This window comes from Gordonia sp. (in: high G+C Gram-positive bacteria) (assembly GCF_047600385.1).
Classification (GTDB): domain Bacteria; phylum Actinomycetota; class Actinomycetes; order Mycobacteriales; family Mycobacteriaceae; genus Gordonia.
This window is the reverse complement of the sequence record NZ_JASGKZ010000001.1, coordinates 1409710-1435303: the sequence shown is the minus strand read 5'-3', so window position 1 is coordinate 1435303 and position 25594 is coordinate 1409710. Positions and strand designations below refer to the sequence as shown.

The window sequence follows — 25594 nt, the reverse complement described above, 5'->3', positions numbered from 1 at the left end:
TGCGCCGAGATCGCCCTGCGGAGGGGCCGGTCGAGAACGATCGCCGGCCCCTTCGACTCGCAGGCTCGCTGCGCTCGCGTGCGGCTCAGGGAGCGGAGGAGCACCCGCACCCGACTCGACGCGCGGCTCGGGGCCTCTAGAGCCGGTCCGGGACGCGGATCGACCCCGCGGCGGCGCGGTCGATGCGCTGCGCACGCAGTGCCCGGGTCGCCTCCTCGTCGACGACCAGCTTCTCCGGCGCGCGCTGCGGATCCCCCTGGACGACGACGCCGAAGTCCCGCGCCGCACCCTCGATCGAGACGTACTCGTCGCGGACGTCACGTTTGACCGCTTCGGGGTCGCGGGTGAACGGGTCTCCCCAACCTCCGCCGCCGTTGGTCAGGTAACGCCAGGTGGCGCCGGGCCGGGTGGTCCAGATCGGGTTCCGGCCGAAGTAGAAGTACTTCCCGTCCGGATCGCAGGCCCGGGTCTCCGGGTCGAAGACGCCGGCCACCGCCGTCGTCTCCCGGTAGTCCTCGACCCCGGTGCCTTTGAAGGTCGAGGCGCCGTCCAGCGGGCCGCCGTCCTCGTCGAAGATCCACACGCCGCCCTGGGCGCCGTCGCCGCCGTGGTTCACGCCGACGCCGGACGGCTCCCGAAAACGCAGCACGGTGGTCTGATGTTGACCGCTCTGCTTGTAGAGCACGTCCTTGACCACGGCGGCGCCGCCGCGATGCCGACCCGGCCCCGCGGTGTCGGTGATGTACTCCTTGCGCATGATCCGGATGGGGAACTCCGCCTCCAGGTTCTCGGCGGCAGGCGCCATCAGATTGAAGATGTAGGCGCACGAGTGCCCGTCGCCGTCACCGAGATGCGAGGCGCCGCGGGGCCCGTGCTCGGCGCCGGCCATCGCCGAGCAGAACCACTGACCGCCGTCGGGGTTCACCCCGTTGGCGTTGTGCACGTACGTCGAGCCGAAGTCGCCGCCGAAGCCGTTGTCGCCGAGGACCGGCCCCAGGATGCGCAGCATGATCGTCATGATCAGCGACTGCACCTCGTAGTAGCAGAACACCGCGCCGTCGGGCGGGAGAGCGCAGGTGAGGGAGCCGGGCGGCACCACGACGTCCAGGTCGCGGAAGGTGCCCGCGGTGAACTCGCTGTCCGGCGAGTAGATCATCTTCAGGCTGACGCCCACCGCGGTCTTGACGTCCAGCGCGCCGGCGTTGATGCAGGTGCGCGCCTGGCGTGAGGAACCCGAGAAGTCGACTTCGACGTCGGTCCCGCGCTTGCGCAGGAGCAGTGTGACGAAGTAGTCCTCGGTGTCGTCGACGCCGTCCGCGTCCAGCCGCCCCTGCCCGGAGTAGTCGCCGTCGGGCAGCGCCAGGATCGCCTCGCGCATGCCCTCGGCCGAGGAGTCGTTCGCGTAGCGGAGGCTGCCGAGATAGGCGTCGAGACCGTAGTGCTCGATGGTCTCGACGATGAGCTTCTCGCCGAGTTCGCAGCAGCCGCGGATGGTCAGATAGTCCGGCAGCATGGTCTCGGCCATCCGGACGTTGTCGAAGATCATCGAGTACGTCTCGCGCACCGGCTCGCCGGCGTGGTACAGCAGCCGCGGGCTGATCGAGAGGCCGTCCTCGTAGACGTTGTGCTTGACCGCCGAGTAGCCGCCCGGCACCATGCCGCCGACGTCGAGCTGGTGCGCCCGCAGCGCCATGAAGGCGACGATCCGCCCGTCGTGGAACACCGGCTGCACGAACAGCACGTCGTTGTAGTGGTTGCCCACCCGGTAGACGTCGTTGCAGATCAGCATGTCGCCGGGGACCAGGCGGTCGACGCCGTACTCCTCGACGGTCACCCGGACCGCATCGGTCATGGCGCCCAGGAACACGGTGAGACCGTTGGTCACGGCACTCATCGCATACCCCTGTTCGGGCGGTGCACAAATGCAGGCCGCGAAGTCGTAGCAGAGCGCGATGATCGGCGAGAACGCCCGGTGCAGCAGCCCGGTCACCACGTGCTGCACCGAATAGCGCAGCCGGTTGGAGACGACGCTCGCGGTGAAGCGGTCGGTGTCGTAACGGGCCGCGAACTCCTCGTCGGAGAGGTCGCGCAGCAGGGTGCCGAGGTCGATGCCCGGAAGTTCGGTGGTGGTCATGTCCGTGCTCTCCTTCACTCGCCGGCCCGCGTGATGCACAGTTCGCCCACGGTGCCGACTCTCGCCTGCTGGTCGCCGGCGACGAAGGTCGTCGACAGCGGCTCGCGGATCACCGCGGGGCCCTCGATCACGTCGCCCTCGCAGAGCGACTCACGGTCGTACTCGTTCGCCTCGATGTCCTCGTCCTCGAGGTACCGCAGCCACGTGGTGCGCGTGGGCACCGGCTTCTCCCCCTCGGCCCGGACGCCCGGGTGCGGGTACTCGACCTTGGGGGTGGGAACCACCGCGGTGAGCCGGAAGGTGACGCCCAGAACGCCCAGCTCCTCGTAGCGGGTGTTCGATCGCGCCTGGTAGTCGTCGTGGAAGTTCGCGATGATCCGCGTGATCGCGGCCTCGTCGATCTCACCGGAGGGCACCTCGACGAACGGCGTCTCCCAGACCTGGCCGATGAGCATGCCGTCGAAGGTCCGCACGAAGGTCACCTCGTCGGCGGCCTCGCCGAGTTCGGCCCGCATGTGCGCCTCCATGTCCTTGTACAGCGCGTCGACGATCGGCGCGGCGTCCGGCCCGAGCACGGTGTACGACGTCCGGCTGTCCGAGTGCACCTGGTCGGCGCTGACCAGCCCGAGCGCCGAGAACAGACCCGGGTACGGCGGAACGATCACGCTTTTGAGAATGCATGACGTCGAGCAGTTGCGGCAGCATCATCGACCCGGCCGCGCCGAACGACACCAGCGAGTACTCGCGCGGGTCGATGCCGTCCTTCACCACGACGTCCAGGACGCCCTCGGCGACGTTGTTGATCGCCATCTTGTAGGCGAACCGCACGCGCTCGGCGAGGGTGGCGCCGGTCGCCAGCTGTTCGAAGGCGTGCTGGGCGAGGTCGTGATCGAGCGTCGAGCGCCCGGCCGCGAAGCGGTGGGGGTCGAGGATGCCGATCATCACGAACGTGTCGGTGGTGGTCGGCTGCGTGCCGCCGGTGCCGTAGCACGCGGGCCCGGGATCCGAACCCGCGCTCTTCGGGCCCACCTGGATCTCCCCGGCGCGGTTGACCCAGACGATGGAGCCGCCGCCGGCGCCGACCGAGACGATCTCGTTCGAGAGGGTGTTGACGATCAGGTCGTGCTCCAGCTCGAAGGTGGTGTTCACGAAGGGTTTGCCGTTCGTGACGACGCTGATGTCGGCCGAGGTCCCGCCGATGTCGACGCAGAGCAGGTTCGGCTCGTCGATCATGTCGCCGAGGCGGGCACACGCGACGGTGCCGGCGGCAGGCCCGGAGAACACGATGCGGGCCGGGCGTTCCAGCGCGACGTCGATCGGCGCCAACGTCGCGGCGCAGTCGGCGAAGTTCAACTCGCCGCGGAAGCCCGCGTCGGCCAGACCCTTCTCCAGTTTGCGGGCGTACGGCCCGTAGATCTCCTTCATCAGCACGTCGACCACGGTGGTGCTGGCGCGCGGATACTCGCGGGCCAGCGGCGAGACGTCGTACGAGATGGAGCAGGCGATGTCGGCACCGAGCTCCTCGGCGACGAGGTCGCGCAGGCGGCGCTCGTGTGTGGGATCGACGTACGAGTTGAGCAGGCAGATCGCGACGCCCTCCACCGCGCAGTCCTTGAGGACGCGGATCTGCTCGCGCGCCTGTTCCTCGTCGAGTCCGACGACGATCGAGCCGTCGGCGTCGATGCGCTCCCGGATGCCGCGGCGGAGGTACCGGGGGACCACCGGCCCGGACACGTCGCCGAAACTGCGGCGCCAGCGCGGATCGGTGTTGGCCTCCGGCGGCCGGTGGGCGCGGGCCATGTCGAGCATGTCGCGGTGCCCCTCGGTGGTGAGGAAGCCGATCTTGGGCAGATTGCGCGTGATGATCGCATTGAGTCCGTGGGTGGACGCGTGGTTGAACACCTGCACGTCGGCACCGAGCTCCTCCGCGCCCCGGATCACGGCCCGGTGGCTCTCCACGTAGTCGGTGGTGACCTTGGTGGTGAGGATCTCGCCGTCCCGGACGGCGACGACGTCGGTGAAGGTTCCGCCGACGTCGACGCCGATCATCGAGGGGGATGCGGTACCGGTCATCTTCTCTCTCGCTTTCAGATCCGGTCGGACAGGAGTTCGATCGGACCGAGTCTGGGCCCGGGGGTGCGTTCGACGCTGTACAGACATCCGGCGCACTTCACGACGTCGAACCAACCGCCCTCGGAGAGGACCGGATAGGACTCGAGACGTGCGGCTCCGCACCTCGTGCAGGCGCCGTCGACGGCGACGCGCTCGACGAAGAGCGTCGGCTCCGTGGGCCGGGGGTTGTAGACGGGCATGAGTGGACTCCTCGCTTCGGCGATCCGTGACCTCGGACGGGGATCTCGTCGGCCCGGATCAAAAATCTAGAAAATTTCAGAATCTAAAATATCATACAATTATGTTGCCTACGTCACAGAAGGCCGAGTCGGGCCCGGTCCCGCTTCGCGCTAGCGTGGTGCAGGATCCGCCGGCCCCGAGGAAGATCGATCGATGACCCCACCGCAGAGCGCCACCCGTCGTCCGCCGACGAAGTCCGAACTGACCAGGCAGCGCATCCTCAATGCGGCGGCGCAGGTCCTCGTGCGGGACGGCTACACCGGGGCCCGGCTGGCCGCCATCGCCGAGGCGGCCGGCCTGCAGATCGGCAGCCTGTACTACCACTTCGACAATCGGGATCAGCTGGTCCAGGAGGTGCTCGAGTACGGCATCGACTACACCTTCGAGCACGTGTCGACGACCGTCGCCGCACTGCCCGACGACACCCCTCCGCGGGAGACCCTGTCCGTCGCGATCCGAGCCTTCCTCGAAGCGATCATCGGACTCGGCTCCATGTCACCGGCACACAATCGAACCTTCCGTCAGCTGCCCGAGGAGATGCGCCGGCGGCTCGCCCCGCGCCGCAAGGAGTTCGGGCTGCTCTGGCAGCACCTCATCGCCGACGCGATCGAGTCCGGCGACCTGCGTGCCGACACCGACCCCTACCTCCTGCAGCTGTTCATCGTGCACACCGCCGAACAGGCACCCGACTGGCCGGAGTCCACCAAACGCTCCCCGGCCGAGCTGGCCGCCACGGTCGAGCGACTCATCATGGACGGGGTGTCCGTTCACCCCGACAGCAGCTCTCGCCCCGCCGACGAGCCTCACTCCGCCAGCGAGCGGTAGGTCTCGCGCAGCACGCTCTTGCGGATCTTGCCCGAGGCGTTGCGGGGAATCCGGTCGACCACCACGTAGTGCCTGGGCACCTTGAAACCGGCGAGCCGCTCGCGGCACAGCCTGCGCACCTCGTCCAGATTGATCGGCTCGTCTCCCCTGGGTTCGAGCACCGCGCAGCCGACCTCCACGTAGCGCGTATCGGGGACTCCGATCACCGCGACCGCGCCGACGTCCGGGCACAGTGCGATCACCTTCTCCACCTCGGCCGGCGAGACGTTCTCCCCGCCGCTGCGGATCATGTCCTTCGCCCGGCCCGTCAGAGTGAGGAAGCCGTCGGCGTCCATCCACCCGAGATCCCCGGTGCGGCACCACCCGTCGACGAAGGTCTCCGCGGTGGCCTCCGGGCGGTTCCAATAGTGTCCGCCGACCCCGGGACTGCGCAGCCAGACCTCGCCGATCTCCCCCGGCGCCCTCGGGTCGCCGTCGGATCCGGCCACCTTCACCTCGGTCAGCGGGTTGGCGCGGCCGACACTGCGCTCGCGGCCGCGGGCGTCGTCGTGGTCCAGCGTCGTGCCGACGACCCCTCCCTCGGTGAGCGAATACGACTGCGCCAGGCGGACCCCCGGCAGTCTCCGCTCGAATTCGTCGTACACCCACGGCATGATCACGTCGCCCCCGGTGATGATCCGCTCGAAGCGTCTCCGGGACCCGGTCGGCGAGGTCCGGCAGGCGGACCAGGTCGTAGACGACGAAGGAGTAGGCCAGCGCGACGGACACCCGATGCACGCCCATCACCTCCAGACAGCGTTCGACGGTGAAACCCCCGGACGAGAGGAGCACCGCCGTGCCGTGACCGAGCAGCGTGGGCAACAGCAGCACCTCGAAGCCGCCGGCGTGGAACAGCGGACCGGCGTTGAAGGCGACCGTCTCCGCGGCGAGCTTCCACTTCATCGCCTGGATCGCGGCGATCCACAGCAGGTTCCCGTGCGTCAGCAGTACGCCCTTGGGAGTGCCGGTGGTGCCGGAGGTGTACAGGAGGGTGCACGGATCGTCCATGCCCACCGGAGGAGAAGGCGTGTCCCCGGCCCGCTCCCCCGCGGCGAGGAAGGCATCGAGCGACGTCGCCCATGACGGCGTCCCGCCGTCCCGGGCCGCCTCTTCCCGCACGACGTAACCACGCACCGGAAGACCACCGCGCAGCGGCTCGATCCGGTCGACGAAGACGTCGTCGAGCACCAGGAGGCATGTGCCGGAGTCGGTCAGCAGAAACCCCAGTTCGGCACCCGTCAGCCGCCAGTTGGGGCGCACCGAGATCGCACCGATCCGGGCCAGCGCGAGGTAGGCGGCGATGTACTCGATGCCGTTGCGCATCAGCAGCGCGACCCGATCGCCCCGGCCGACTCCGGCGGCCCGGAAGGCGCCTGCCCACCGCAGCTCCATCTCGCGCAGCCGCCCGTACGTCACCGGCGGAGCATCGTCGAGCGCGAGCGCCTTCCGGTCCGGCGAGACCGACGACGGCGCCGCGACCGCGTCGGTGATCCAGGTCAGACCGGTTCCCATCGGCGACCTCCGTCCTCCGAGCCCGCCGCCGGGCGTCGATGGGCCCTCATCCGTCATTCTCCCGAAGACCCCCTTCGGCACGACTCGTCATTTCGTTCCTCCCCGGCTCGGGGAGCGGAGGGGACGCGTCCCTCGCGGGGGTTCAGCGCATCACCATGCCGCCGACGTCGATGGTCTGGCCGGTCACGTGCGCGGACCCCGGCGACGCCAGGTACAGCGCGGTGGTCGCGATGTTCTCCGGATCGATCAGGCTGCGCATCGGCACCCGCTGCAGGATCCTCCCCAGGCTCTCCTCGTCGTGCACCGAGTGCAGCAGCGGGGTGTCGACGACGCCGGGGGCGATGCAGTTCGCCCGGATCCCCGACGGGCCCAGGGTCTGCGCCAGGGTCTTGGTGAAGCCCTGCTGGCCGGCCTTGGCCGCCGAGTAGGCGGCGTCCCCGGTGAGCGCCCCCTGCTGGGCCGCGATGGAGCTCATCGTGACGATGTTCCCGGAGCCGCGCTCGCGCATGCTCTCGATCACGTGGCGGGTCAGCAGGTAGGTGCCGTCCAGATGGACGGTCAGCCCCCTCCTCCAGTCCTCGAACGCGGTCTCCCAGAACGGGGTGTTGTCGGCGATCCCGGCGTTGTTGACCAGGACGTCGACCGGACCGAGTTCGGTGACGACCCGCTCCACCAGCGCCTCGAACCCCTCCGCACGAAGCTGCTCGGCGAGCTCGTGGTGACGCGGATTGCCCGCGAGGTCGGCCAGGGCCACCTTGGCCCCGCCCGAGCGGGCGAAGACGCGGGCGACGGCACCGCCGATGGCCCCGCCGGCGCCGGTGATCAGCGCGACCTGATCGACGATCGTGTACGGGTTGGCGAGAGTGTCGGGAGACATCGGAGTCCTTCCGTGGAGACCAGTTTCTAAATACATTTAGAAACACTACGCGCGGGCGCCCTCGCCGGGAAGGCTTTCCGCGAGAGAAGACGGTGCCCCGCGAATCGCCGGGGAGGACTCGCGGGGCACCGTGGATCCGACCGGGTCAGACGGCGCGGTACATGGTCACGACGCACGCGCCGCCCAGACCGATGTTGTGCTGGAGCGCGACCTTCGCATCGGGCACCTGGCGGTCGCCCGCGGTGCCGCGCAGGTGCCAGACCAGTTCGGTGCACTGCGCCAGGCCGGTGGCCCCGAGCGGATGCCCCTTCGACATCAGGCCGCCCGACGGGTTCACCACGTACCTGCCGCCGTAGGTGTTGTCGCCGTCCACGATGAACTTCTCGGCGCCGCCCTCGGGACACAGGCCGAGCCCCTCGTAGCTGATCACCTCGTTGGGGATGAAGCAGTCGTGCAGTTCGACGACGTCGACGTCCTCCGGACCGAGACCGGAGATCTCGTACACCTCGGCCGCCGCGCGGCGCGTCATGTCCGCGCCGACCAGGTCCATGAGGTTCTCCTTGGTCTTCTCGGTGTCGGTGGTCATCGACTGCGCGACGATCTCCACGCCGCCGGTGATGCCGTGCTTCTCGGCGAACGACGCGCTCACCACCACCGCGGCGGCCGCACCGCAGGTGGGCGGGCAGGCCATGAACCGGGTCATGTGCGGGTACAGCTGCGGTGCGTTCATGACGTCGTCCAGCGTCATCGGCCTGGTGAACAGCGCATACGGGTTCCGCGTCGCATGGGTGCGGGTCTTCACCGCGACGCGGCCGAAGATCTCCGGGTTCGCGTCGTACTTCTCGAGGTACTCCACGCCCGCCGCGCCGAAGGCCTGGATCGCCCGCGGCGCCTCGGTCGGCAGATCCGGTCGCAGTTCGGCGCGACGCTCGTGGATCCAGCCGACCGGCGAGGTGCGGTCGGTGAAGGCGCTGCCGAGGGCGCCCGGCGTCATCTCCTCGAAGCCGACGGCGAGGGCGCAGTCGATCCGGCCGGACTCGACGGCCTGCCGCGCCAGCAGCAGCGCCGACGACCCGGACGCGCAGTAGTTGTTGAGATTGAAGACCGGGATGCCGGTCATCCCGACCTCGTACACCGCGCGCTGCCCGCAGGTGCTGTCGCCGTACACGTAGCCGGCGTACGCCTGCTGCACCTTCGAATAGTCGATGCCGGCGTCGTCGAGGGCGCCCCGGACGGCCTCGGCCGCCATGATCTCGTAGGGCTCGTGGGCGCCCGGCTTGGCGAACTTCACCATGCTGACGCCGATCACTCGGGCCTTGTCACTCATCAGTCTTTTCCTTTTGTGAGAAGTTGTGGTCTCGACTCCGCTCGACCGGCGAGGGGCGGACTCGACCGGCGAGGGACGGGTTCGACCCTTCGACACGCCTCCTTCGTCGGCGGCTCAGGGATCGGTTGCAGACGTCGGGCGTCCTTCGGCGGCGGGCTACGACCGCCGGCTGAGCCCGGCGACGAAGGAGCCGGTGTCGAAGCCCGGCCTCCCGGCAGGTCAGTGCATGAGACGCAGGTCGGCCTCGTCGACGTCGAACTCGATGCGCAGCAGCGCCTGACACATCGTCTTGCCGGTGAAGTCGGCGCGGAGGCTGCGGGTGGCGCCGCCGCCCAGCGCGTTGCGGAGCACGAAGTTCATGGCCTCGAGCGTCTCGACGTCGTACCGGTCGACGTCGCCCTTGACCATCTCGCCGAAGAAGCCCTTCACGGCGTCGGCGGTCAGATACTTCTGGATCAGCGGGTAGAACCGCTTCTCCTTCGCGATGACGGCGATGTTGCAGATGTCGCCCTTGTCGCCCGAACGGGCGTAGGCGACGTCGTTCAGCTGGATACGGCTGCTCATGGTCTCACAACTCCTTGGTCTCGACGGTCTGGGTGATCTCCTCGCGGGGGATCAGCGTGGGCCACAGGGCGAACACCTCGCGGGGCGGCGGAGTGTTGAGCTGTCCCGTCGAACCGATCGGACCGGTGCCCATCAGCATCACGCACTCGCGGGCGACCTTCCCGGCCTCGGCGCGCGACGGGCATTTGGCGGCCACGCGCACGCGGACCTCGTTGATGTTCGGGTCCGGTTCGGGGGCGGCCGACCAGTGGCACGAGTCGACGCCGATCCGGTCGAAGCGCACCTCGTCGGCGACCAGGTTCACCATCTCCAGGCGCTTCTTGATGACGGCGATCGAACGGTCCGCCTTGGCGACGGCGTTCGGCCAGGTGACCGACGACTCGGCCTCGCCGATCCAGCCGTCCAGGTAGGCGATGCCCGCCTTCAGGGTGGCCGGCGCCGGTTTGCCCTTGGCGTTCCAGACCTTGACGCGGTCGGTGGCGACCTCCTCCATCTTCACCCGGGTGAAGTCGGTGATCACCTCCGGCATGAGGTAGTTCCCCGGATCGTGGACCTCGTAGAGCAGGTGCTCGGTGAGGGTCAGCCGGTTCACGACGCCGCCGGTGCCCTCGACCTTGGTGATGAACAGTTCGCCGTTCTCGTTCACCTCGGCGATCGGGTAGCCGATGTTCCACGGCTCGGGGACCTCGGCCCACATGCTGGAGATGCCGCCGGTGCAGGCCGCGCCGCATTCGATGAGGTGCCCGGCGAGGATGCCCACGGCCAGGGAGTCCCAGTCGTCCCACTTCCAGCCGAACTCGTACACCAGCGGGGCCAGGATGGCGGCGTCGTCGGTGGCCCGGTCGGAGATGATGATGTCGCAGCCGGCTTCGAGGGCCTCGACGTAGCCGTAGGCGCCGGAGTACACGTAGGAGCCGACGATCCGGTCCCGCACCCGCCCCAGGTCGGGGTCGCCGTCGTCGAGGTTGGTGAACTCGTACCCCTCGTCGAGGAGTTCCTCGACCTTGGCCTGGACGTCGCCGGTGGTGACAATGCCGACCTTGAGTTCGGTGATGCCGAGCTCCCGGGCGGTCTCCAGGATCGTGTCCGCGCAGGCGTGCGGGTTCGCCGCGCCGGCGTTGGTCAGGATCTTGATGCCCTTTTCCAGGCAGATCGGCAGGACGCCGCGGACCACCGCGCGGATCGCCGGGACGTAGCCGCGCGAGGGATCCTTGCGGGCCATCTTCTGCAGGGTCGGGATGGTCGGCTCGCCGAGGAAGTCGTAGGCGAGGTACTGCACGTCCCCGTGCTCGGCGATCTCGATCGCCGGATCGAGGTTGTCGCCCCAGAATCCGCTGCCGGATCCGATGCGGACCGTTTTCATGTGTGTCTCCCGTGGTGTCGGTGTCGATCGGTCTGGTGCGGCGCCGTCGTGCCTCGACGCGCCGCGGTCGTTCGTCGTGCGCTCAGACGGAGCTCGTCGGGACGCGTCCCAGGAACGCATCCAGCTGGTCGTCGTCTCGGCCGACCTCGCCGACGCCCGCGGCGGCCGGCGGCCGGCGGCCGTCGAAGGAGACCGGGGAGCCGACGATCGGCAGGGTGTCGTCCGGGGCCGGGGCGATGATGCCCAGCGCCTTGGTCTGTTCGTGGGCGACGAGTTCGTCGGTGGTCTGGATGGGCGCGTTCGCGACGCCGAACTCGGAGAAGCGCTGCTGCCAGTACGCGCGCGGGTGCTCGATCATCACGCTCCCGATCAGTTCTTCGAGTTCTCCGCGATGACGCAGCCGGTCCTGGTTGGTGACGAACCGCTCGTCGGCGGCCCACTCGGACCGGCCGAGGGCCTCGCACAGCTTCGCGTACAGGGCGTCGTTGGCGCAGCTAACGATCAGATCGCCGTCCGCCACCCGGAAGGCGCGGTGCGGGACGATGAACGCGATGCCCGAACCGTGCCGTTCTCCGGGGTTGCCGTCGGCGCCGTATCCGGCGACGCCCACCGACATCCAGGCGATGGCGGTCTCCAGCAGCGAGGCGCTGACCGTGCTGCCGATCTGGGTGACGTCCCGGCGATGCAGCGCGGCGAGGATGCCCAGTGCGGACCACATACCGGTGCCGAAGTCGACGATCGAGACCCCGGCGCGCACCGGTGAGCCGTCGCGTTCACCGGTGATGCTCATGATCCCGGAGAAGGCCTGCATCAGCGGGTCGTAACCGGGTTCGGCGGCCAGCGGTCCGACGTTGCCGAACGCTCCGACCTCGGCGTAGATCAGTTCCGGTTTCAGCACGCGCAGGCTCTCCGCGTCCAGGCCGTATCCGCCGGCGCTGCCGGGCCGCAGATTGTGGAGGAAGACGTCGGCCCGCTTCTGGATCATCTCGTACAGGGTGTCCAGGTCGGCCTTCTGTTTGATGTCCAGGCGGATGAGCTTCTTGCCCCGGTTGAGCGCGTGGAACGCGGCCCCGTCGCCCTGCCATTCGCTGGGTCCCCAGCCGCGGGACGAGTCGCCGGTGGGGCGTTCGATCTTCCACACCTCGGCGCCGAACTCGGCGAGGATCTTGCCGGCGAACGGCGCCGAAGCGCTGTCGCCGAGCTCCACGACGACGACGCCGGCGAGCGGCAGGTCTGCATGGGTCGACATCGGAGTCACTTCACTTCCTTCGGTGCGGCGACGGCCGCACCGGACTCGATCAGGTCTGCGATCTCGCCGGGGCCGAATCCGAACTCGGCGAGGATCTCTTCGGTGTGCTCCCCGAGCCGGGGCGCGGGGTGACGGATGTCGGGCTGGTCGTCGCTCCAGGTCGCGGCGATGCCCAGGGAACGGATCCGGCCCTCGGAGGGGTGCTCCTCCTCGGCGATGAAGCCGACGTCCTTCATGTGCGGGTCGTCGACGACCTCCTCCGGGAGGTTCATCCGGATCGCCGGGATGTCGGCCTCGTCGAGCACCTGCACCCATTCGGCGGTGGTCCTGGTGGCGAGCACCTCCGCGAGGAAGGCGTTGAGTTCGCCGATGTTCGCGGTCCGGCCGGCGATGTCGGCGAATCGCGGATCCGCGGCCAGATCGGGCCGGCCGCAGATCTCGAAGAACCGTTGCCAGTGCCGATCGGTGTAGACGTTGATGCCGAGGTACCCGTCGATCGTCCGGTAGGGACGACGATCCGCGTTCATCATCCGGGCGTAGCCGGTGTCGCCGATCGGCGGGGTGAAGGTGTGCCCGTAGAGGTGATCGCCCAGCACGAAGTGGGCGAAGCTCTCGAACATCGGCACCTCGACGGACTGGCCGAGACCGGTCCGCTCGCGCCGGTAGAGCGCCGCCGAGACCGCCGTCGACAACGCCATGCCGACCACCCGGTCGGCGACGGCGGAGGCGACGTAGTCCGGCGGACCCTGCTTGCGGGCCTGCAGCACGGGCATGCCGACCGCGGACTGGATGAGGTCGTCGTACGCCGGTTTCGCCGCGTACTGACCGCCCTGCCCGAACCCGAACGCACCGCAGTAGACAATGCGCGGGTTCCGGGCCCGCACCCGCTCGTAGTCCAGGCCCATCCGGGCCATCGCGGCCGGTCGCAGCGAATACACCAGGACGTCGGCCCGCTCGATCATCCGGTCGATCGCGGCGCGCCCGTCCGCGCTCTTGAGGTCGAGGACGATGCTGCGCTTGTTGCGATTGAGGTGCAGGAAGATCGCACCCATGCCCGGATTCCTGGCCGGACCGACACCGCGCGTGGTGTCGCCCGAGGGCGTCTCGACCTTGCACACGTCCGCACCGAGGTTCGCCAGCAGGAGCGAGGCGTAGGGACCCATGAAATTCGAGGTGAGATCGAGGATCTTCACTCCGTCGAGTGGCCCGGCCATCGAAGATCAGGCCTTCTTCTCGCGCGGCTTCTCCTCCGGAATCGACGCGTCGACCAGCGCCTCCAGAGCCTCCCGCTTGCGCAGCATGAGCAGTCGCCACTCCGACACCTGGCAGACGTCGCCGTGCTGGTTCAACGCCTTCATCTGGAGCTTGATGACGCCGTAGTCGTCGTCCTTGACCTCCTTGTCGACGACCTCGGCCTTGACGTAGATCGTGTCGCCGATGTGCACCGGGGTGAGGTAGCGCAGACGGTCGATGCCGTAGTTGGCCTGGATCGGCGGGCCGAAGATCAGCAGGCCGGTCATCACCGAGTAGGTCAGCGAACCCTGGACCAGGCGCTCCTTGAAGCGGGTCTGCTCGGCGTAGTGCTTGTTCGAGTGGATCTCGATCCAGTTGCCGGTGAGCGCACAGAAGTTGACCACGTCGGTCTCGGTGATCGTGCGGCCGCCGGTGCGGAAGACGGTGCCGACCTCGAGCTCGTCGAGCGGCATGTCGATGGTGTTGTTCAGCAGAGCCATGGTGTTTTCCTTTCGGGTTCTTCGGGGATTGCGGCCGGCGCGCGCCGGCGAACCCGGATCAGACGTTGTTCAGCTTCAGTCGCGACTTGGCGATGATGGTGCGCTGGATCTGCGAGGTGCCGCCGCCGATGGTCGACTGCACCGACTCGCGCAGGTAGCGCTCCATGTCGGCCTCCGGCAGGTTCGAGAAGCCGCCCAGGATCTGCATGCCGTCGAGCGCGCACTGTTTGAGGGTCTCCGAGCCGTACAGCTTGGCCATCGAGGTCTCGGCCGCGGCCGACTCGCCGGCGGCCTTCATCGCGGCGGCACGGTAGACCAGCAGACGCGCGGCGTCGACGCGGGTCTGGTTCTCGGCCAGCATGTGCTTGAGGACCTGGAAGTTGTAGATCGCGGTACCGAACTGGGTGCGCTGCTGGGCGTACCGGTTGGCGTTGCTGACCGCTTCCTGCGCGTTGCCGACGTAGGCGCCGGCCACAGCGCAGCGCTCCAGCTCCAGGTGGTTGAGGATGATCTCGTGGCCCTGGCCGACCTTGCCCAGGATGGAGTCGGCGGGGACCTTGACGTCGTCGAGGAAGATCTCGGTGGTGCCGGTGGCGTGCCGCGACAGGGTCGGAAGCTTGTTGATCACCAGGCCGGGGGTGTCGTTCGGGATCAGCAGCATGGTGAGGCCGCCGTGCTTGTCGTTCTGGTCGGTGCGGACCAGCATCGCGATGACGGTGTTGTCGGCCTTGGCGCCCGAGCACCACATCTTGGCGCCGTTGATGATCCAGTCGCCGTTCTCATCCTGCTTGGCGTGGGTCTTGGTGCCGAAGACGTCGGAGCCGGCGTCGGGCTCGGACATCGAGACCGAGAAGCGGATGTCGCCGGAGATGAACGGCTTGACGTACTCGTCCTTCTGCTCCTGGGTGCCGAACTTGATGATGTTCATCGCGGTGAAGGTCGGGACCAGCACCGAACACGCGAAGTCGAAGCCGAACTTGCCCAGGCCCTCGGCCATCAGGGCGTAGTCGAAGATGTCGCCGCCGGAACCGCCCTCTTCCTCCGGGATCAGAACGCCGAGCCAGCCCTGCTCGGCGATCTTGGCGTAGGCCTCGTACGGGTACTCGCGGTTCTGATCGCAGTGGCGCACATACTCGACGGTGATCTCGTTGTCCATGAAGTCATTGACGACGTCGAGCCACGCCTTCTGTTCTTCGTTCAGGAAGTTGTTGACGGCCATCTGGTTCTCTCCTTCGGCAACCGCTCATGGCGGTCGGAATGTGGTGACGGAGACAACGCTAGGTTTGCCGTGATCTGAATCCAAGTGACTAATTTCGAAGACCTGATTCACACTCGGCGAACCATTTCTCCGCCGATGCATTCGCATGTCAGAAGCGATTCTCCAGGTCGGGAAACACCGATTTCCGAATGCGGAACGCACCGGGAAGAGGACGGCGGTCGAACGGCTCCGGTTCCCGAGGACGCCGGGTGCGCAGAGCACCCGGAGACGTCTACGAAACGGCTCCGGACTCGTGCAGAGCGGCCAGTCGTTCGGGCGAGAGGCCCCAGTCCGCGAGCACCTCGTCGGTGTGCTCGCCCGGCTCGGCGGGCGGCCGCGACACCGAGCCCGGGGTCCGGCTGAAGCGAGGAGCCGGGGCCGGCTGGGGCACGCCCTCGACCTCGATGAACGTCTTCCGCGCGACCAGGTGCGGGTGGCTCGGCGCATCGCTGAGCGACATCACCGGCGAGAGGCAGACCTCGACGCCGTCGGCCAGCCTCACCCACTCGTCCAGCGGCCTGGTGCGGACCGCCGCGGCGATGCGCGACTTCATCTCCGGCCATCTGGCGCGGTCGTGCTGGTCGCGCATGAACTCGTCGTTCAGGCCGAGAAGATCGAGGGTGTTGATCCAGAAGCGGGTCTCGTTGGAACCCATCGCCAGCCAGCGGCCGTCCGCGGTCTCGTACGGGTGGTAGAACGGCGCTCCCGAGTCCAGGCGGTTCGAGCCCCGCCGATCCTCCCAGTAACCGGCGGCGAAGAACCCGTAGAAGAGCGTCATCAGCGAAGCCGAGCCGTCGACCATCGCCGCGTCGATCACCTGGCCCCGCCCCGAGCCGTTCCGCTCGATCAGCGCGGCGAGCACGCCCAGCGCGAGGAACAGCGAACCGCCGCCGAAGTCGCCGCCGAGGTTCAGCGGGATCGCGGGCGGGCCGTCCGCCGGTCCGACGGCGTTCAGCATGCCGGTCAACGCGATGTAGTTGATGTCGTGTCCCGGGGTCGTGGCCAACGGCCCGTCCTGGCCCCAGCCGGTCATCCGGCCGTAGACCAGGCCGGGGTTCACCGCGTGACACTCCTCGGGGCCCAGTCCGAGCCGCTCGGCGACCCCCGGACGGAAGCCCTCGACGAGGACGTCGGCGTGCTCGACCAGTTCGAGGACGGCGGCGACGGCCTCGGGGTTCTTGAGGTCGACCGCGGCGCTGCGTCGACCGCGGTTGTTCAGATTGAAGCGGGCCGCGACGGGGGCCCCGCCGTCGTACCCGGGCGGACGGTCCAGGCGGATCACGTCCGCGCCCATGTCGGAGAGCAGTTGGCACGTGTACGGGATCGGCCCGACGCCGCCGAGTTCGATCACCTTGACGCCCACCAGCGGGCCGGTCGGTGCTGCCATGTCCGGGATCCTTCGTCGTGGTCGTCGACCGGTCGCCGGGACGACGCCGGGCGGCTCGACCGCCGCTGCCACGATCCTAGGAACGGGCCGCGCACGTTCCTACTGGTGTGTTTCGAAGAGCCGCTTCGCGAGAAGCGAATCGACGGGGTCAGGCGCCGGTCGCCTCCGGCCCCGCCGTCGGCACCGAACGCAGGTGCTGCAGATACGCCGCGGCCGCGGGGCTCAGCGTGCGGCCGGACGGCGTCGCGATGTGCAGCTTGCGCACGGCCCACGACTCGGCGAGTTCGCGGACGGCGAGCCGGGACCGCAGCTCGCCGTCGACCATGCACTCGGGGACCACGGTCACCGCCGTCCGGGCCTGCACCATGCTGAGTGCGACCTCCCCGCTGCGGACCTCGTGACGGGTGGAGAACTCCACTCCGGCCCGCCGGGCGGCCGCGCCGATCGCGCCGAGCATCGCCCGCGGCGCCACCAGCGACTCGGCGAGCAGATCGGTCAGGGCGAGCGACGACTTCGCGGTGAGCGCGTGACCCTCCGGCACCACCGCGACCAGCCGGTCCTCCCGGTAGGGGGTGACGTGCAGGCCTTCCAGATCGAGGTCGTAGGCGGCGGCGAACACCCCGAGGTCGGCGTCCCCGCGGACCACCTCGGCGAGCACCGTCTCGTTGTCGGTCTCGTGGAAGGCCACCTGGACCAGGGGGAACTCCCGCGTGAACTCACCGGTCTCGCGGGCCAGGAAGGGCACGATGATCGAGCGCGCCGAGGCCACCGTCAGATCGCCCTGCACGCCCTCGGTGAGGGCCGCGATCTCCGCGCGCATGTCGTCCAGCGATCCGAAGATCTCCCGCACGTGCCGTTCCAGGACCAGCCCCGCGGGAGTGGGCGCCACCCCCTTCGGCGTGCGTTCGAGCAGTTCGACGCCCGCGATGTCCTCCAGGACCTGGATGCGTTTGGTCGCCGTCGAGGCCGCGATGTTCTCGCGGATGGCGGCCAGTCCGATCTGCTGCTCTTCGATCGCGGACAGGAACAACCGGAGCGTGAACAGATCGACCTGTCGGATCAAGTGCAGTCTGTTGAATGTCGCCACCGTTGACCTCGCTCACACCTCGACCACGCGGCGATCCACCGCACCGACGAGGCTACCCCGGGCCCGAACCGCGACCCCGTCGCTCCCTGAGCCGTGACCGAGGAACGAGGCCGCGCGTCGAAGGGGCTCGGCGATCGATCGCGATCACCCCTTCGGCTCGGTTCGTCACGGCGTTCCTCCCCGGCTCGGGGATCTGTGGGAAACCGGTGGATCAGGCGTCCTGGATCCGCGCGAACGGTCGTGCCGCCTCGAGTTCGTAGGCCAACTCGAGGAGCGTCCGCTCGTCGCCCCGATCGGCGGAGAAGTGGATCCCGAGGGGCAGGCCCGTCGTCGAACGTCCCAGGGGCAGCGAGAGCGCGGGCGTCCCGCACACGTTATCGGCCGGGGTGAACGCGACGTAGCGCACCAGCCGCTCGAAGATCTCGTCGAAGTCGCCGCCCGGATCGAGGTGGCCGATCTCCGGAGTGGTGTGGCCGAGCGTCGGCGAGAGGATCACGTCGTACTCGTCGAAGACCGCCCGGAACCTCGCCGTCGCCCGCCGGAGCCCGAGGAGGGTCGACGGCAGCCGGTAGCAGCTCCGCAGGAACGTTCCGGACAGCCCCCTCGTGAAGGGATCGAGTCGGGACCGGTCGAACTCGGGGTCGATCAGTCGGGTGCCGAAGCGATCGAGCGAGAAGGCCATCAGCGCCCAGTAGCGGGTGAAGTGATCGATGAACGACCGGTCGACGGGGATCGGCACCTCGTCCACCCGATGCCCCGACGCCGTCAGCAGTTCGGCCGCGGCCGCCAGCTCGCGTGCCGTGTCGGCGTCGAGCGGCTGGTCGGTGAGCGGTTCGGAGACCATCGCGATCCGGAGCCGCCGCGTCGACGGCCCCTCGACCAGGCCGATCGGGTCGAGGCCGTCGACGTTCCGCTGCCGTTCCAGGTCCGCCAGGAAGTGGGCGGTGTCCCGCACGGTCCGCGAGACGATCCCGTTCGACACCAGATCGATCGGCGCGTTCGACGACGCCTTCGCCGCCGCGGTCCGCCCGCGCGTCGGCTTGAGACCGACCAGACCGCACGCCGCGGCCGGGATCCGGATGGAGCCGCCGCCGTCGTTGGCGTGCGCGATCGGGACCACCCCCGCCGCCACCAGCGCCGCCGCCCCACCGGAGCTCGCCCCGCACGAGAAACCGGTGTCCCACGGATTGCGGGTCGGCGCCCGGTCGACGAACTCGGTGGTCGCGGTGAGCCCGAAGGCCGGCATCGTCGACGCCCCGAGGATGTTCGATCCGGTGCCGAGGAACTCCTCGGTGAACGCCTCGTGCGACGCCGCCGGACGGGCCGGCACCGCCGCCGATCCCTGCTGCGTCGGGAGCCCCGCGTACGCGGTGTTGTTCTTGATCAGGGTCGGGACTCCGGCGAACGCGCCGGAGAAGCGGTTCTCCGCCGCCCGGCCCAGGGCCCGTTCCCGGTCGTCGAAGGCCACGGCCGCGAGTTCGCCCTCCACCGCGTCGAGACGCCGGACGGCGGCCTCGGCCGCGTCGACGGCGGTGAAGTCGCCGACGGCGATCGCCCGGGCGATGCCGACCGCGTCGAGATCCCCGAGTACGTCGTCGGCGGTGAAGGCGTGCACACGTGTCATGAATGTGACACTAGGGCATGTCTCATGCCGGATGCCTCAGGACCGGGGAATGCTTCGCACAACGTGAACCGGCACATTCGAAAACACCAATTGATCCCCGATCTGTGACAGAAATAACCTTTCCCGCATGAGTTCGTACACGACCCGAAGCGCCGTCCTCCGTTCCTCACCCGGCCGCTACGAGGTGCTGACCCTCGACCAGGACGCACCCCGCCGGAACGAGGTCCGCGTCCGCATGCACGCCGCGGGCATCTGCCACTCCGACGACCACTTCGCCACCGGCGACCAGAACCCGGCGATCCTCCCGATCGTCGGCGGTCACGAGGGCGCCGGCGTGATCGAGGAAGTCGGTCCGGACACCGTCGGCTACGCGGTCGGCGACCACGTGGTGTTCTCGTTCCTCCCGGTCTGCGGCCGCTGCAAGTGGTGCTCGATCGGACTGCAGAACCTCTGCAACCTGGGACAGCACCTCGGCACCGGCACCCGGTTCGACGATCCGGGCACCTACCGCCTCTCGCTCGACGACGCGCCGGTCGGCCAGCTCGCCGGCCTCGGCACGTTCTCCGAGCACGTCGTCGTCTCGACGGCCTCGGTCATCACGATCGACCCCGCCATCCCGTTCACCTCGGCCTGCCTCACCGGCTGCGGCGTGGGCACCGGATGGGGTTCGTCGGTCAACGCCGCGGAGGTCTCGGCCGGCGACGTGGTGATCGTGATGGGGGTCGGCGGCATCGGCATCAACGCCGTCCAGGGCGCCGTCCACGCGGGCGCCTCGGCCGTCATCGCCGTCGACCCGGTGGCCTTCAAGCGCGACACCGCCGTGAAGTTCGGCGCCACCGACGCCTACGAGGACATCGCCCAGGCCGCCGAACGCGCCCGCGAACTGACCGAGGGCCAGGGCGCCGACTCGGCCGTGGTCACCACCGGCGTCGCGACCGGCAAGCACCTCGGCGACGCCCTCGATGCGGTCCGCAAGGGCGGCACCTGCGTGGCCGTCGGCCTCGGTGACACCTTCACCAAGGACGGCGACATCAACCTGCACACGCTGATCCTGCATCAGAAGCGGCTGCAGGGCGCGCTGTTCGGCCAGAGCGCGCCGATGGCCGACATCCCCAAGCAGCTCGACCTCTACCGGCGCGGGTACCTCGAACTCGACGGACTCGTCACCGCCACCTATCCGCTGGACCGGATCAACGACGCCTTCGACGACATGAAGGCGGGGAAGAACATGCGCGGCGTCATCGTCTTCGACTGACCGCACCCCTTCTCCCCGACCCCGCGGCGAATCGCCGGCGGCAGCGCCCCTTCCGCACTCCGCCCCCGCGCCGAATTCACCGACGAAGATTCCCTTTCCGCTCCCTGAGCCGAGGAGGAACGCAGTGACGAGTCGAGTCGAAGGGCCCACCGAGAACCGTCACGAAAGATCTCGACTCCATTCGACCGACGAGAAGAGCTCACCGCACTCACCCGCGAAACCGCGAGAGGGGTTCATCGAGCATGATCTCGATACAGAGACGAGGGATATCCGGCCGACGGCGGATCCCTCGTCTCGGATACCCCTTCTCGGATATCGCGCCTCCCCGTTCGGCCGCTTCGGATTCGCAGAAGTCCCGGTTCGGAATCGATCACTTGAATCCGCTTTTCCGCACTCGGAGAATCGGTGTGTCACCTCACATCAGATCTTGCCGACATGCCAGATCACATATCTTCCGGGAGCTTCCGTGTCCGACTTCACCGATCCCCTCAAGGCCCTCTATCTGGAATGGGGCGGCCGTTTCGCCGCCGATCCGGAGATGCCGCTGAACGTCATGCGAGACATGCAGGAGGCCTGGCACACCGTGGCCGTCGAGGCTCCCGGCGTCAGCTACGAGACGGTCGACGTCGACGGCATCCCCGCGATCTGGGCGATTCCGGCCGAGGCCGACCCCGCCCGGGCGATGCTCTTCACCCACGGCGGAGGCTTCGCCGCCGGATCGCCGGCCTCGCACCGCAAACTCGCCGGACACATCGCGAACGCCTTCGGCGGCCGGGTCCTGGTGATCGACTACCGCCGCGTGCCGGAGGCCTTCTACCCGGCGCAGACCGAGGACGCCGTCACCGCCTACCGCTGGCTGACGGCGCAGGGTCACGCACCGGAGAAGATCGTCACCGCCGGCGACTCGGCGGGCGGCACCATCGCGCTCGCGACCGTCGTCAGCCTGCGCGATCAGGGTCTCCCCCAGCCGGGCGCCGTGTTCGCCATGTCCCCGGGCCTGGACTGGGAGGGCCTGTGGATGGACAACGAGGACACCGACGCCCTGGCCAGCAAGGCGCTGGTGGTCGGCATGGGCGCGAACGCCTTCGCCGGGCGCGACCCGAAGGATCCGCTCTGCAATCCCGTCTACGCCGATCTGCGCGGCTTCCCGCCCGTGTACATCTCGGCCGGCGGGGCGGAGAACCTCGTCGGCGCCGCCCGCAGGTTCACCGAGGTCGCGACGGAGGCTGGCGTCGACGTGCGGCTCGACGTCGCGCCCGATCGTCAGCACGCCCACACCTTCGCGGCGGGCAACGACCCGGAGGCCGACCGGACGATCGCCGAGTTCGGGGAATGGGTGTCCGCCCGACTCTGAGTTCTCCACCCGGTCGGCACGACGACGGAGCAGCGCCGGATCGGGCGTCGTGGACGCTCCCTCCGGCGCCGTCGTCGCGAAGGAACCCCGATCATCGCGTGGTCGCGTGGGGTATGAAGAAGGCATGCAGCTGCGATACACCCCGGAAGAGGAAGCCTTCCGCGCCGAGCTCCGCGAGTTCTTCACCACCGCGATCCCGGAGGACGTCCGGGCCCGCTGCGAGGCCGGTGCGCTGAACTACCCGGACGACACCGTCACGACCACCCGGATCATGAACGAGAAGGGCATCGCGGTGCCGCACTGGCCCGTCGAGTGGGGCGGCCGGGACTGGACTCCGGTGCAGCATCACATCTTCCGCGAGGAGATGGCCCTCAACTTCGTGCCGGACCAGCTCCCGTTCAACGCGGGCATGGTGGGCCCGGTGATCGCCCAGTTCGGGACGCGGGAGCAGAAGGAGAAGTTCCTGCCGAAGACCGCGAACCTGGACATCTGGTGGTGCCAGGGCTTCTCCGAACCGGAGGCGGGCAGCGACCTCGCCTCGCTGAAGACCCGGGCGGTCCGCGACGGCGACGAGTACGTGATCAACGGCCAGAAGACGTGGACCACCCTCGGCCAGTACGCCGACTGGATCTTCTGCCTGGTGCGCACCGACCCGGACGTCAAGAAGCAGGCCGGCATCAGCTTCGTCGTGTTCCCGATGGACACCCCCGGCGTCGAGCTGCGCCCGATCGAGCTGATCGACGGCGGCTTCGAGGTGAACGAGGTGTTCTTCAACGACGTCCGCGTCCCCGTCGAGAACCTGATCGGCGAGGAGAACCAGGGCTGGACCATCGCCAAGTTCCTGCTCGGCAACGAGCGCTCGGGCATCGCCCGCGTGGGCTGGACCAAGACCAAGCTGGCCAAGGCCAAGCGCCTCGCCGAGCAGACCCCGCGGGCCGCGGGCGGCACCGTGCTCGACGACCCGCTGTTCGCCGCCCGCCTCGCCGGCCTGGAGAACGAACTCCTCGCACTGGAGACCACCCAGCTGCGGGTGGTCGCCTCGTCGGCCGACGGCAAGCCGAACCCGGCGTCGTCGTTGCTCAAGCTCCGCGGCTCGCAGCTGCAGCAGGAGGCGCTGGAACTGCTCACCGATCTGGCAGGCCCGGCCTCCCTCCCGGTCGCCCCGCTCGATCCCGAAGCCGACCTCGAGGCCGCACTGGCCCCGGACTGGGCTCGGCGCTCGGTGCCGGAGTACCTCAACTACCGCAAGGTCACGATCTACGGCGGCTCGTCCGAAGTGCAGCGCCAGATCATCGACAAGGCCGTCCTCGGCCTGTAGAGCCCGACCGCGACAACGAGAAGGACCATCATGGATTTCGAGCTCTCCGACGAGCAGGTCATGCTGCGCGACACCGTGCGCGACGTGCTGACCAAGACCTACGACATCGAGACCCTCCGCGCCGTGACCGACACCCCGCTCGGGTGGAGCCGGGACGTGTGGGGTTCCCTCGCCGAGATCGGCCTGCTCGGGCTGGTCTTCGACGAGGCCCACGGCGGCTTCGGCGCCGGACCCGAGGAACTGGCCGCCGTGATGGGCGAGTTCGGGGCGACCCTGGCACCCGAACCGTTCCTCGACTCGGTCGTGGTGCCCGGCCTGCTGGTCGAGCGCTCCGACGCCGACGAGGCGCTGAAGGCCGAGTTCCTCGGCGCGCTGGCGAGCGGGGAGCGCCTCGCCGCGTTCGCGCACCTGGAGCAGGGCGACCGCTGGCCGTCGTTCGCGGTGGCGACGTCGGCCGCCGACGGCACCGTCACCGGCACCAAGCCGCTGGTGCCGCACGGCGACTGCGCGGACGTGTTCGTGGTCTCCGCGCGCGACGCCGACGGCACCGTCGGCCTGTACCTGGTGGAGGCGGACGCCGACGGGGTCTCGCGCACCGCGTACCGCACGCACGACCGCCGGCGCGGCGCCCAGGTGCGCTTCGAGGCGGCCCCGGCCACCCGGCTCGGCGGAGATGCCGCGGCGGTCGTCGCCGACGTGCAGCGCACCGAGCAGAGCGCGCAGTGCGCCGAGGCGGTCGGCGCGATGACCAGGTCGTTGAACCTCACCGTCGAGTACCTGAAGTCGCGCAAGCAGTTCGGGGTCCCGCTGGCCGCCTTCCAGGCGCTCGCCCACCGCGCCGCCGACATGTACGTGGCGCTGGAGTTGGCGAGCAGCATGAACCTCTACCTCACCGCCGCGCTGTCCGAGGGCAGCGCCGACGACGTCACCGCCTCCCGCGCCAAACTGCAGATCTGCCGGTCGGGTCGGCTGATCGGCCAGGAGGCCGTCCAAATGCACGGCGGCATCGGCGTCACCGCGGAGTACCCCGTGGGCCACTACGTCAGCCGCCTCACCGCGATCGCGCACACCCTGGGCGACGCCAATGCGCATCTGACCGAGTTGTCGTCGCACCTGCGCGAGTGGGACATGGTCACGGTCGGCTGACGCCGGTGGCCGGGCCCGGCCACCGGTTCCCCCGATTCCGGGGGAACGAACCCGAAAGAATATATAATCCAGGATCACGGCTACGTACTGGAGGGTTCATGTCCGCGCCCGGCACCGCCCGCGACGACCTGTCCGCACTCACCGACAGCGCGCGGCAGGTCCTCGACGTCGACCTCGGCACGGCGGACACCGCCTCCAGCGAGGACCTCGGTCGACTCTGGGACCTCGTGACCTCGGAGATCCTGCGCGACGACGCCGGAGCCCCGGACCGACGGCTCCCCGAACTCGTCGGCCTCCTCGACCGCATCCGCGCCACCGAGACCGAGATGACGCGACGGCGGATGCGGGAGCACAGTCGGGCGTTCGCGAACGTCGGCAGCGCGCTCGCCGAACTCTCCGGCACCCGGGACGTGGACTCGCTGCTCGCCCAGGCCCCGGAGGCCGCGTGCCGGCTCGGCTTCGACCGGGCGCTGGTGTCGACGGTCGACGGGACCTGGCGGCTGCACAGCATGTGCGTGGTGCGCGATCAGCGGTGGGCCGAGGAGATCGTCGGCGTCGGCCGCGAGGATCCCCCGCTGCTGAACCCGATGCTGGTGGAGACCGACTCGGTGGAGGGCGTCCGCACCACCCTGGTGCACGAGGTCCAGGAGAATCCTCGGGTCAACCGGCCCCTGGCCGAGATCACCCGGTCGTCGTCGTACGGGATCGCCCCGCTGCTGGTCGACGGCGAGGTGATCGGACTGCTGCACGGCGACTTCTACCACCAGCGCCGGACGCTCACCTCCGACGACCAGGCGCTGCTGTCGGCCTTCGCCGCCGGGCTCAGCCAGAACCTCGCACGCGTGACGATGCTCGAGGGCATGGCCGCCGTCCGGGAGCGGCTCGACGGCATCGGGCACTGGCGACCGGCGAGCACCGCCGCGGCCTCGGTCGCCGCGGCCCGCCGGGACCACCCGGTCCTCACCCGACGGGAGGCGCAGATCATGCGACTCATGGCGAACGGCGACGCGAACGCGAAGATCGCGCGCCGGCTGGTGATCTCCGAGGCCACCGTGAAGAGCCACATCACGCACATCCTGCGCAAACTCGACGCCGCCAACCGGGCCGAGGCCGTGGCCGTGTGGCTGCGCTCGGAGAACGACCGCCCCCGCGACTGACCCGGGCCCGCCCGCCCGATCCCCGACGAAGGT

The 25594-nt window shown here is 69.2% G+C and carries 22 protein-coding genes and 1 pseudogene; 6 read left to right on the top strand and 17 right to left on the bottom strand.

Annotated elements, in window-relative coordinates; genetic code table 11:
* Nucleotides 1–136: 136 nt before the first annotated feature.
* From QM809_RS06260 to QM809_RS06245, 4 genes are read right to left on the bottom strand one after another with little or no spacing between them, the layout of a single operon-like run.
* A complete protein-coding gene (locus QM809_RS06260; protein WP_415044944.1) occupies nt 137–2134 on the bottom strand; it encodes a hydantoinase B/oxoprolinase family protein in 1998 nt (665 codons plus the stop codon).
* A 14-nt stretch (nt 2135–2148) separates the two neighbouring features.
* Nucleotides 2149–2649 carry a hypothetical protein gene (locus QM809_RS06255; protein ID WP_415044943.1) on the bottom strand — a complete coding sequence of 167 codons (501 nt, stop codon included), beginning with the start codon at nt 2647–2649 and terminating at the stop codon, nt 2149–2151.
* Nucleotides 2537–4207: a hydantoinase/oxoprolinase family protein gene (locus QM809_RS06250; RefSeq protein ID WP_415044942.1), complete on the bottom strand. Its 1671-nt coding sequence runs from the start codon at nt 4205–4207 to the stop codon at nt 2537–2539. The genes QM809_RS06255 and QM809_RS06250 overlap by 113 nt, the downstream gene beginning before the upstream one ends.
* A 14-nt stretch (nt 4208–4221) precedes the next feature.
* Nucleotides 4222–4446 (bottom strand): hypothetical protein, encoded by a 225-nt coding sequence (locus QM809_RS06245; RefSeq protein ID WP_415044941.1) that lies wholly within the window; start codon nt 4444–4446, stop codon nt 4222–4224.
* Nucleotides 4447–4639: 193 nt separating this feature from the next.
* Between QM809_RS06245 and QM809_RS06240 the strand changes: the two genes are divergently transcribed.
* Nucleotides 4640–5311 (top strand): TetR/AcrR family transcriptional regulator, encoded by a 672-nt coding sequence (locus tag QM809_RS06240; RefSeq protein WP_415044940.1) that lies wholly within the window; start codon nt 4640–4642, stop codon nt 5309–5311.
* Here QM809_RS06240 and QM809_RS06235 read toward each other — a convergent pair.
* The 13 genes and pseudogenes from QM809_RS06235 to QM809_RS06175 all read right to left on the bottom strand — a co-directional run bounded on the left by QM809_RS06235 (nt 5290) and on the right by QM809_RS06175 (nt 19331).
* Nucleotides 5290–5955 carry a class I adenylate-forming enzyme family protein gene (locus QM809_RS06235; RefSeq protein ID WP_415044939.1) on the bottom strand — a complete coding sequence of 222 codons (666 nt, stop codon included), beginning with the start codon at nt 5953–5955 and terminating at the stop codon, nt 5290–5292. The genes QM809_RS06240 and QM809_RS06235 overlap by 22 nt on opposite strands.
* Before the next feature lie 121 nt (nt 5956–6076).
* A pseudogene (locus QM809_RS06230) lies at nt 6077–6862 on the bottom strand (AMP-binding protein); the annotation flags it as partial.
* 142 nt (nt 6863–7004) lie between these two features.
* On the bottom strand, nt 7005–7739 hold the full coding sequence (locus QM809_RS06225) for an SDR family NAD(P)-dependent oxidoreductase (RefSeq protein WP_415044938.1): 735 nt from the start codon (nt 7737–7739) through the stop codon (nt 7005–7007).
* 145 nt (nt 7740–7884) lie between these two features.
* A complete protein-coding gene (locus QM809_RS06220) occupies nt 7885–9066 on the bottom strand; it encodes a lipid-transfer protein (RefSeq protein WP_415044937.1) in 1182 nt (393 codons plus the stop codon).
* A 219-nt stretch (nt 9067–9285) separates the two neighbouring features.
* The gene (locus QM809_RS06215; protein WP_415044936.1) at nt 9286–9630 is read right to left on the bottom strand and encodes a hypothetical protein; all 345 of its coding nucleotides are present in this window, start codon (nt 9628–9630) and stop codon (nt 9286–9288) included.
* Nucleotides 9631–9634: 4 nt separating this feature from the next.
* Complete coding sequence (locus QM809_RS06210; protein ID WP_415044935.1) at nt 9635–10993, bottom strand: acyclic terpene utilization AtuA family protein; 1359 nt, start codon at nt 10991–10993, stop codon at nt 9635–9637.
* Nucleotides 10994–11075: 82 nt separating this feature from the next.
* On the bottom strand, nt 11076–12242 hold the full coding sequence (locus tag QM809_RS06205; RefSeq protein WP_415044934.1) for a CaiB/BaiF CoA transferase family protein: 1167 nt from the start codon (nt 12240–12242) through the stop codon (nt 11076–11078).
* A 5-nt stretch (nt 12243–12247) separates the two neighbouring features.
* Nucleotides 12248–13456 carry a CaiB/BaiF CoA transferase family protein gene (locus QM809_RS06200; protein ID WP_415044933.1) on the bottom strand — a complete coding sequence of 403 codons (1209 nt, stop codon included), beginning with the start codon at nt 13454–13456 and terminating at the stop codon, nt 12248–12250.
* 6 nt (nt 13457–13462) lie between these two features.
* Nucleotides 13463–13975: a MaoC/PaaZ C-terminal domain-containing protein gene (locus tag QM809_RS06195; protein ID WP_415044932.1), complete on the bottom strand. Its 513-nt coding sequence runs from the start codon at nt 13973–13975 to the stop codon at nt 13463–13465.
* A 58-nt stretch (nt 13976–14033) separates the two neighbouring features.
* Nucleotides 14034–15194: an acyl-CoA dehydrogenase family protein gene (locus QM809_RS06190; RefSeq protein ID WP_415044931.1), complete on the bottom strand. Its 1161-nt coding sequence runs from the start codon at nt 15192–15194 to the stop codon at nt 14034–14036.
* A gap of 271 nt (nt 15195–15465) precedes the next feature.
* A complete protein-coding gene (locus QM809_RS06185; RefSeq protein ID WP_415044930.1) occupies nt 15466–16620 on the bottom strand; it encodes a CaiB/BaiF CoA transferase family protein in 1155 nt (384 codons plus the stop codon).
* Nucleotides 16621–16768: 148 nt separating this feature from the next.
* Nucleotides 16769–17683 (bottom strand): LysR family transcriptional regulator, encoded by a 915-nt coding sequence (locus QM809_RS06180; RefSeq protein WP_415044929.1) that lies wholly within the window; start codon nt 17681–17683, stop codon nt 16769–16771.
* A gap of 235 nt (nt 17684–17918) precedes the next feature.
* On the bottom strand, nt 17919–19331 hold the full coding sequence (locus tag QM809_RS06175; RefSeq protein ID WP_415044928.1) for an amidase: 1413 nt from the start codon (nt 19329–19331) through the stop codon (nt 17919–17921).
* A gap of 127 nt (nt 19332–19458) precedes the next feature.
* Here QM809_RS06175 and QM809_RS06170 point away from each other — a divergent pair, with 127 nt between their 5' ends.
* The 5 genes from QM809_RS06170 (at nt 19459) to QM809_RS06150 (ending at nt 25561) form a co-directional block, all read left to right on the top strand.
* Nucleotides 19459–20586, top strand: a complete 1128-nt coding sequence (locus tag QM809_RS06170; protein ID WP_415044927.1) for an NDMA-dependent alcohol dehydrogenase — start codon at nt 19459–19461, stop codon at nt 20584–20586.
* Between the two features lie 466 nt (nt 20587–21052).
* A complete protein-coding gene (locus tag QM809_RS06165) occupies nt 21053–21940 on the top strand; it encodes an alpha/beta hydrolase (protein WP_415044926.1) in 888 nt (295 codons plus the stop codon).
* Between the two features lie 124 nt (nt 21941–22064).
* Complete coding sequence (locus QM809_RS06160) at nt 22065–23258, top strand: acyl-CoA dehydrogenase family protein (RefSeq protein WP_415047021.1); 1194 nt, start codon at nt 22065–22067, stop codon at nt 23256–23258.
* A gap of 30 nt (nt 23259–23288) precedes the next feature.
* Nucleotides 23289–24404 (top strand): acyl-CoA dehydrogenase family protein, encoded by a 1116-nt coding sequence (locus QM809_RS06155; RefSeq protein WP_415044925.1) that lies wholly within the window; start codon nt 23289–23291, stop codon nt 24402–24404.
* A 98-nt stretch (nt 24405–24502) separates the two neighbouring features.
* Complete coding sequence (locus QM809_RS06150) at nt 24503–25561, top strand: LuxR C-terminal-related transcriptional regulator (RefSeq protein ID WP_415044924.1); 1059 nt, start codon at nt 24503–24505, stop codon at nt 25559–25561.
* The last annotated feature ends 33 nt before the right edge of the window (nt 25562–25594 follow it).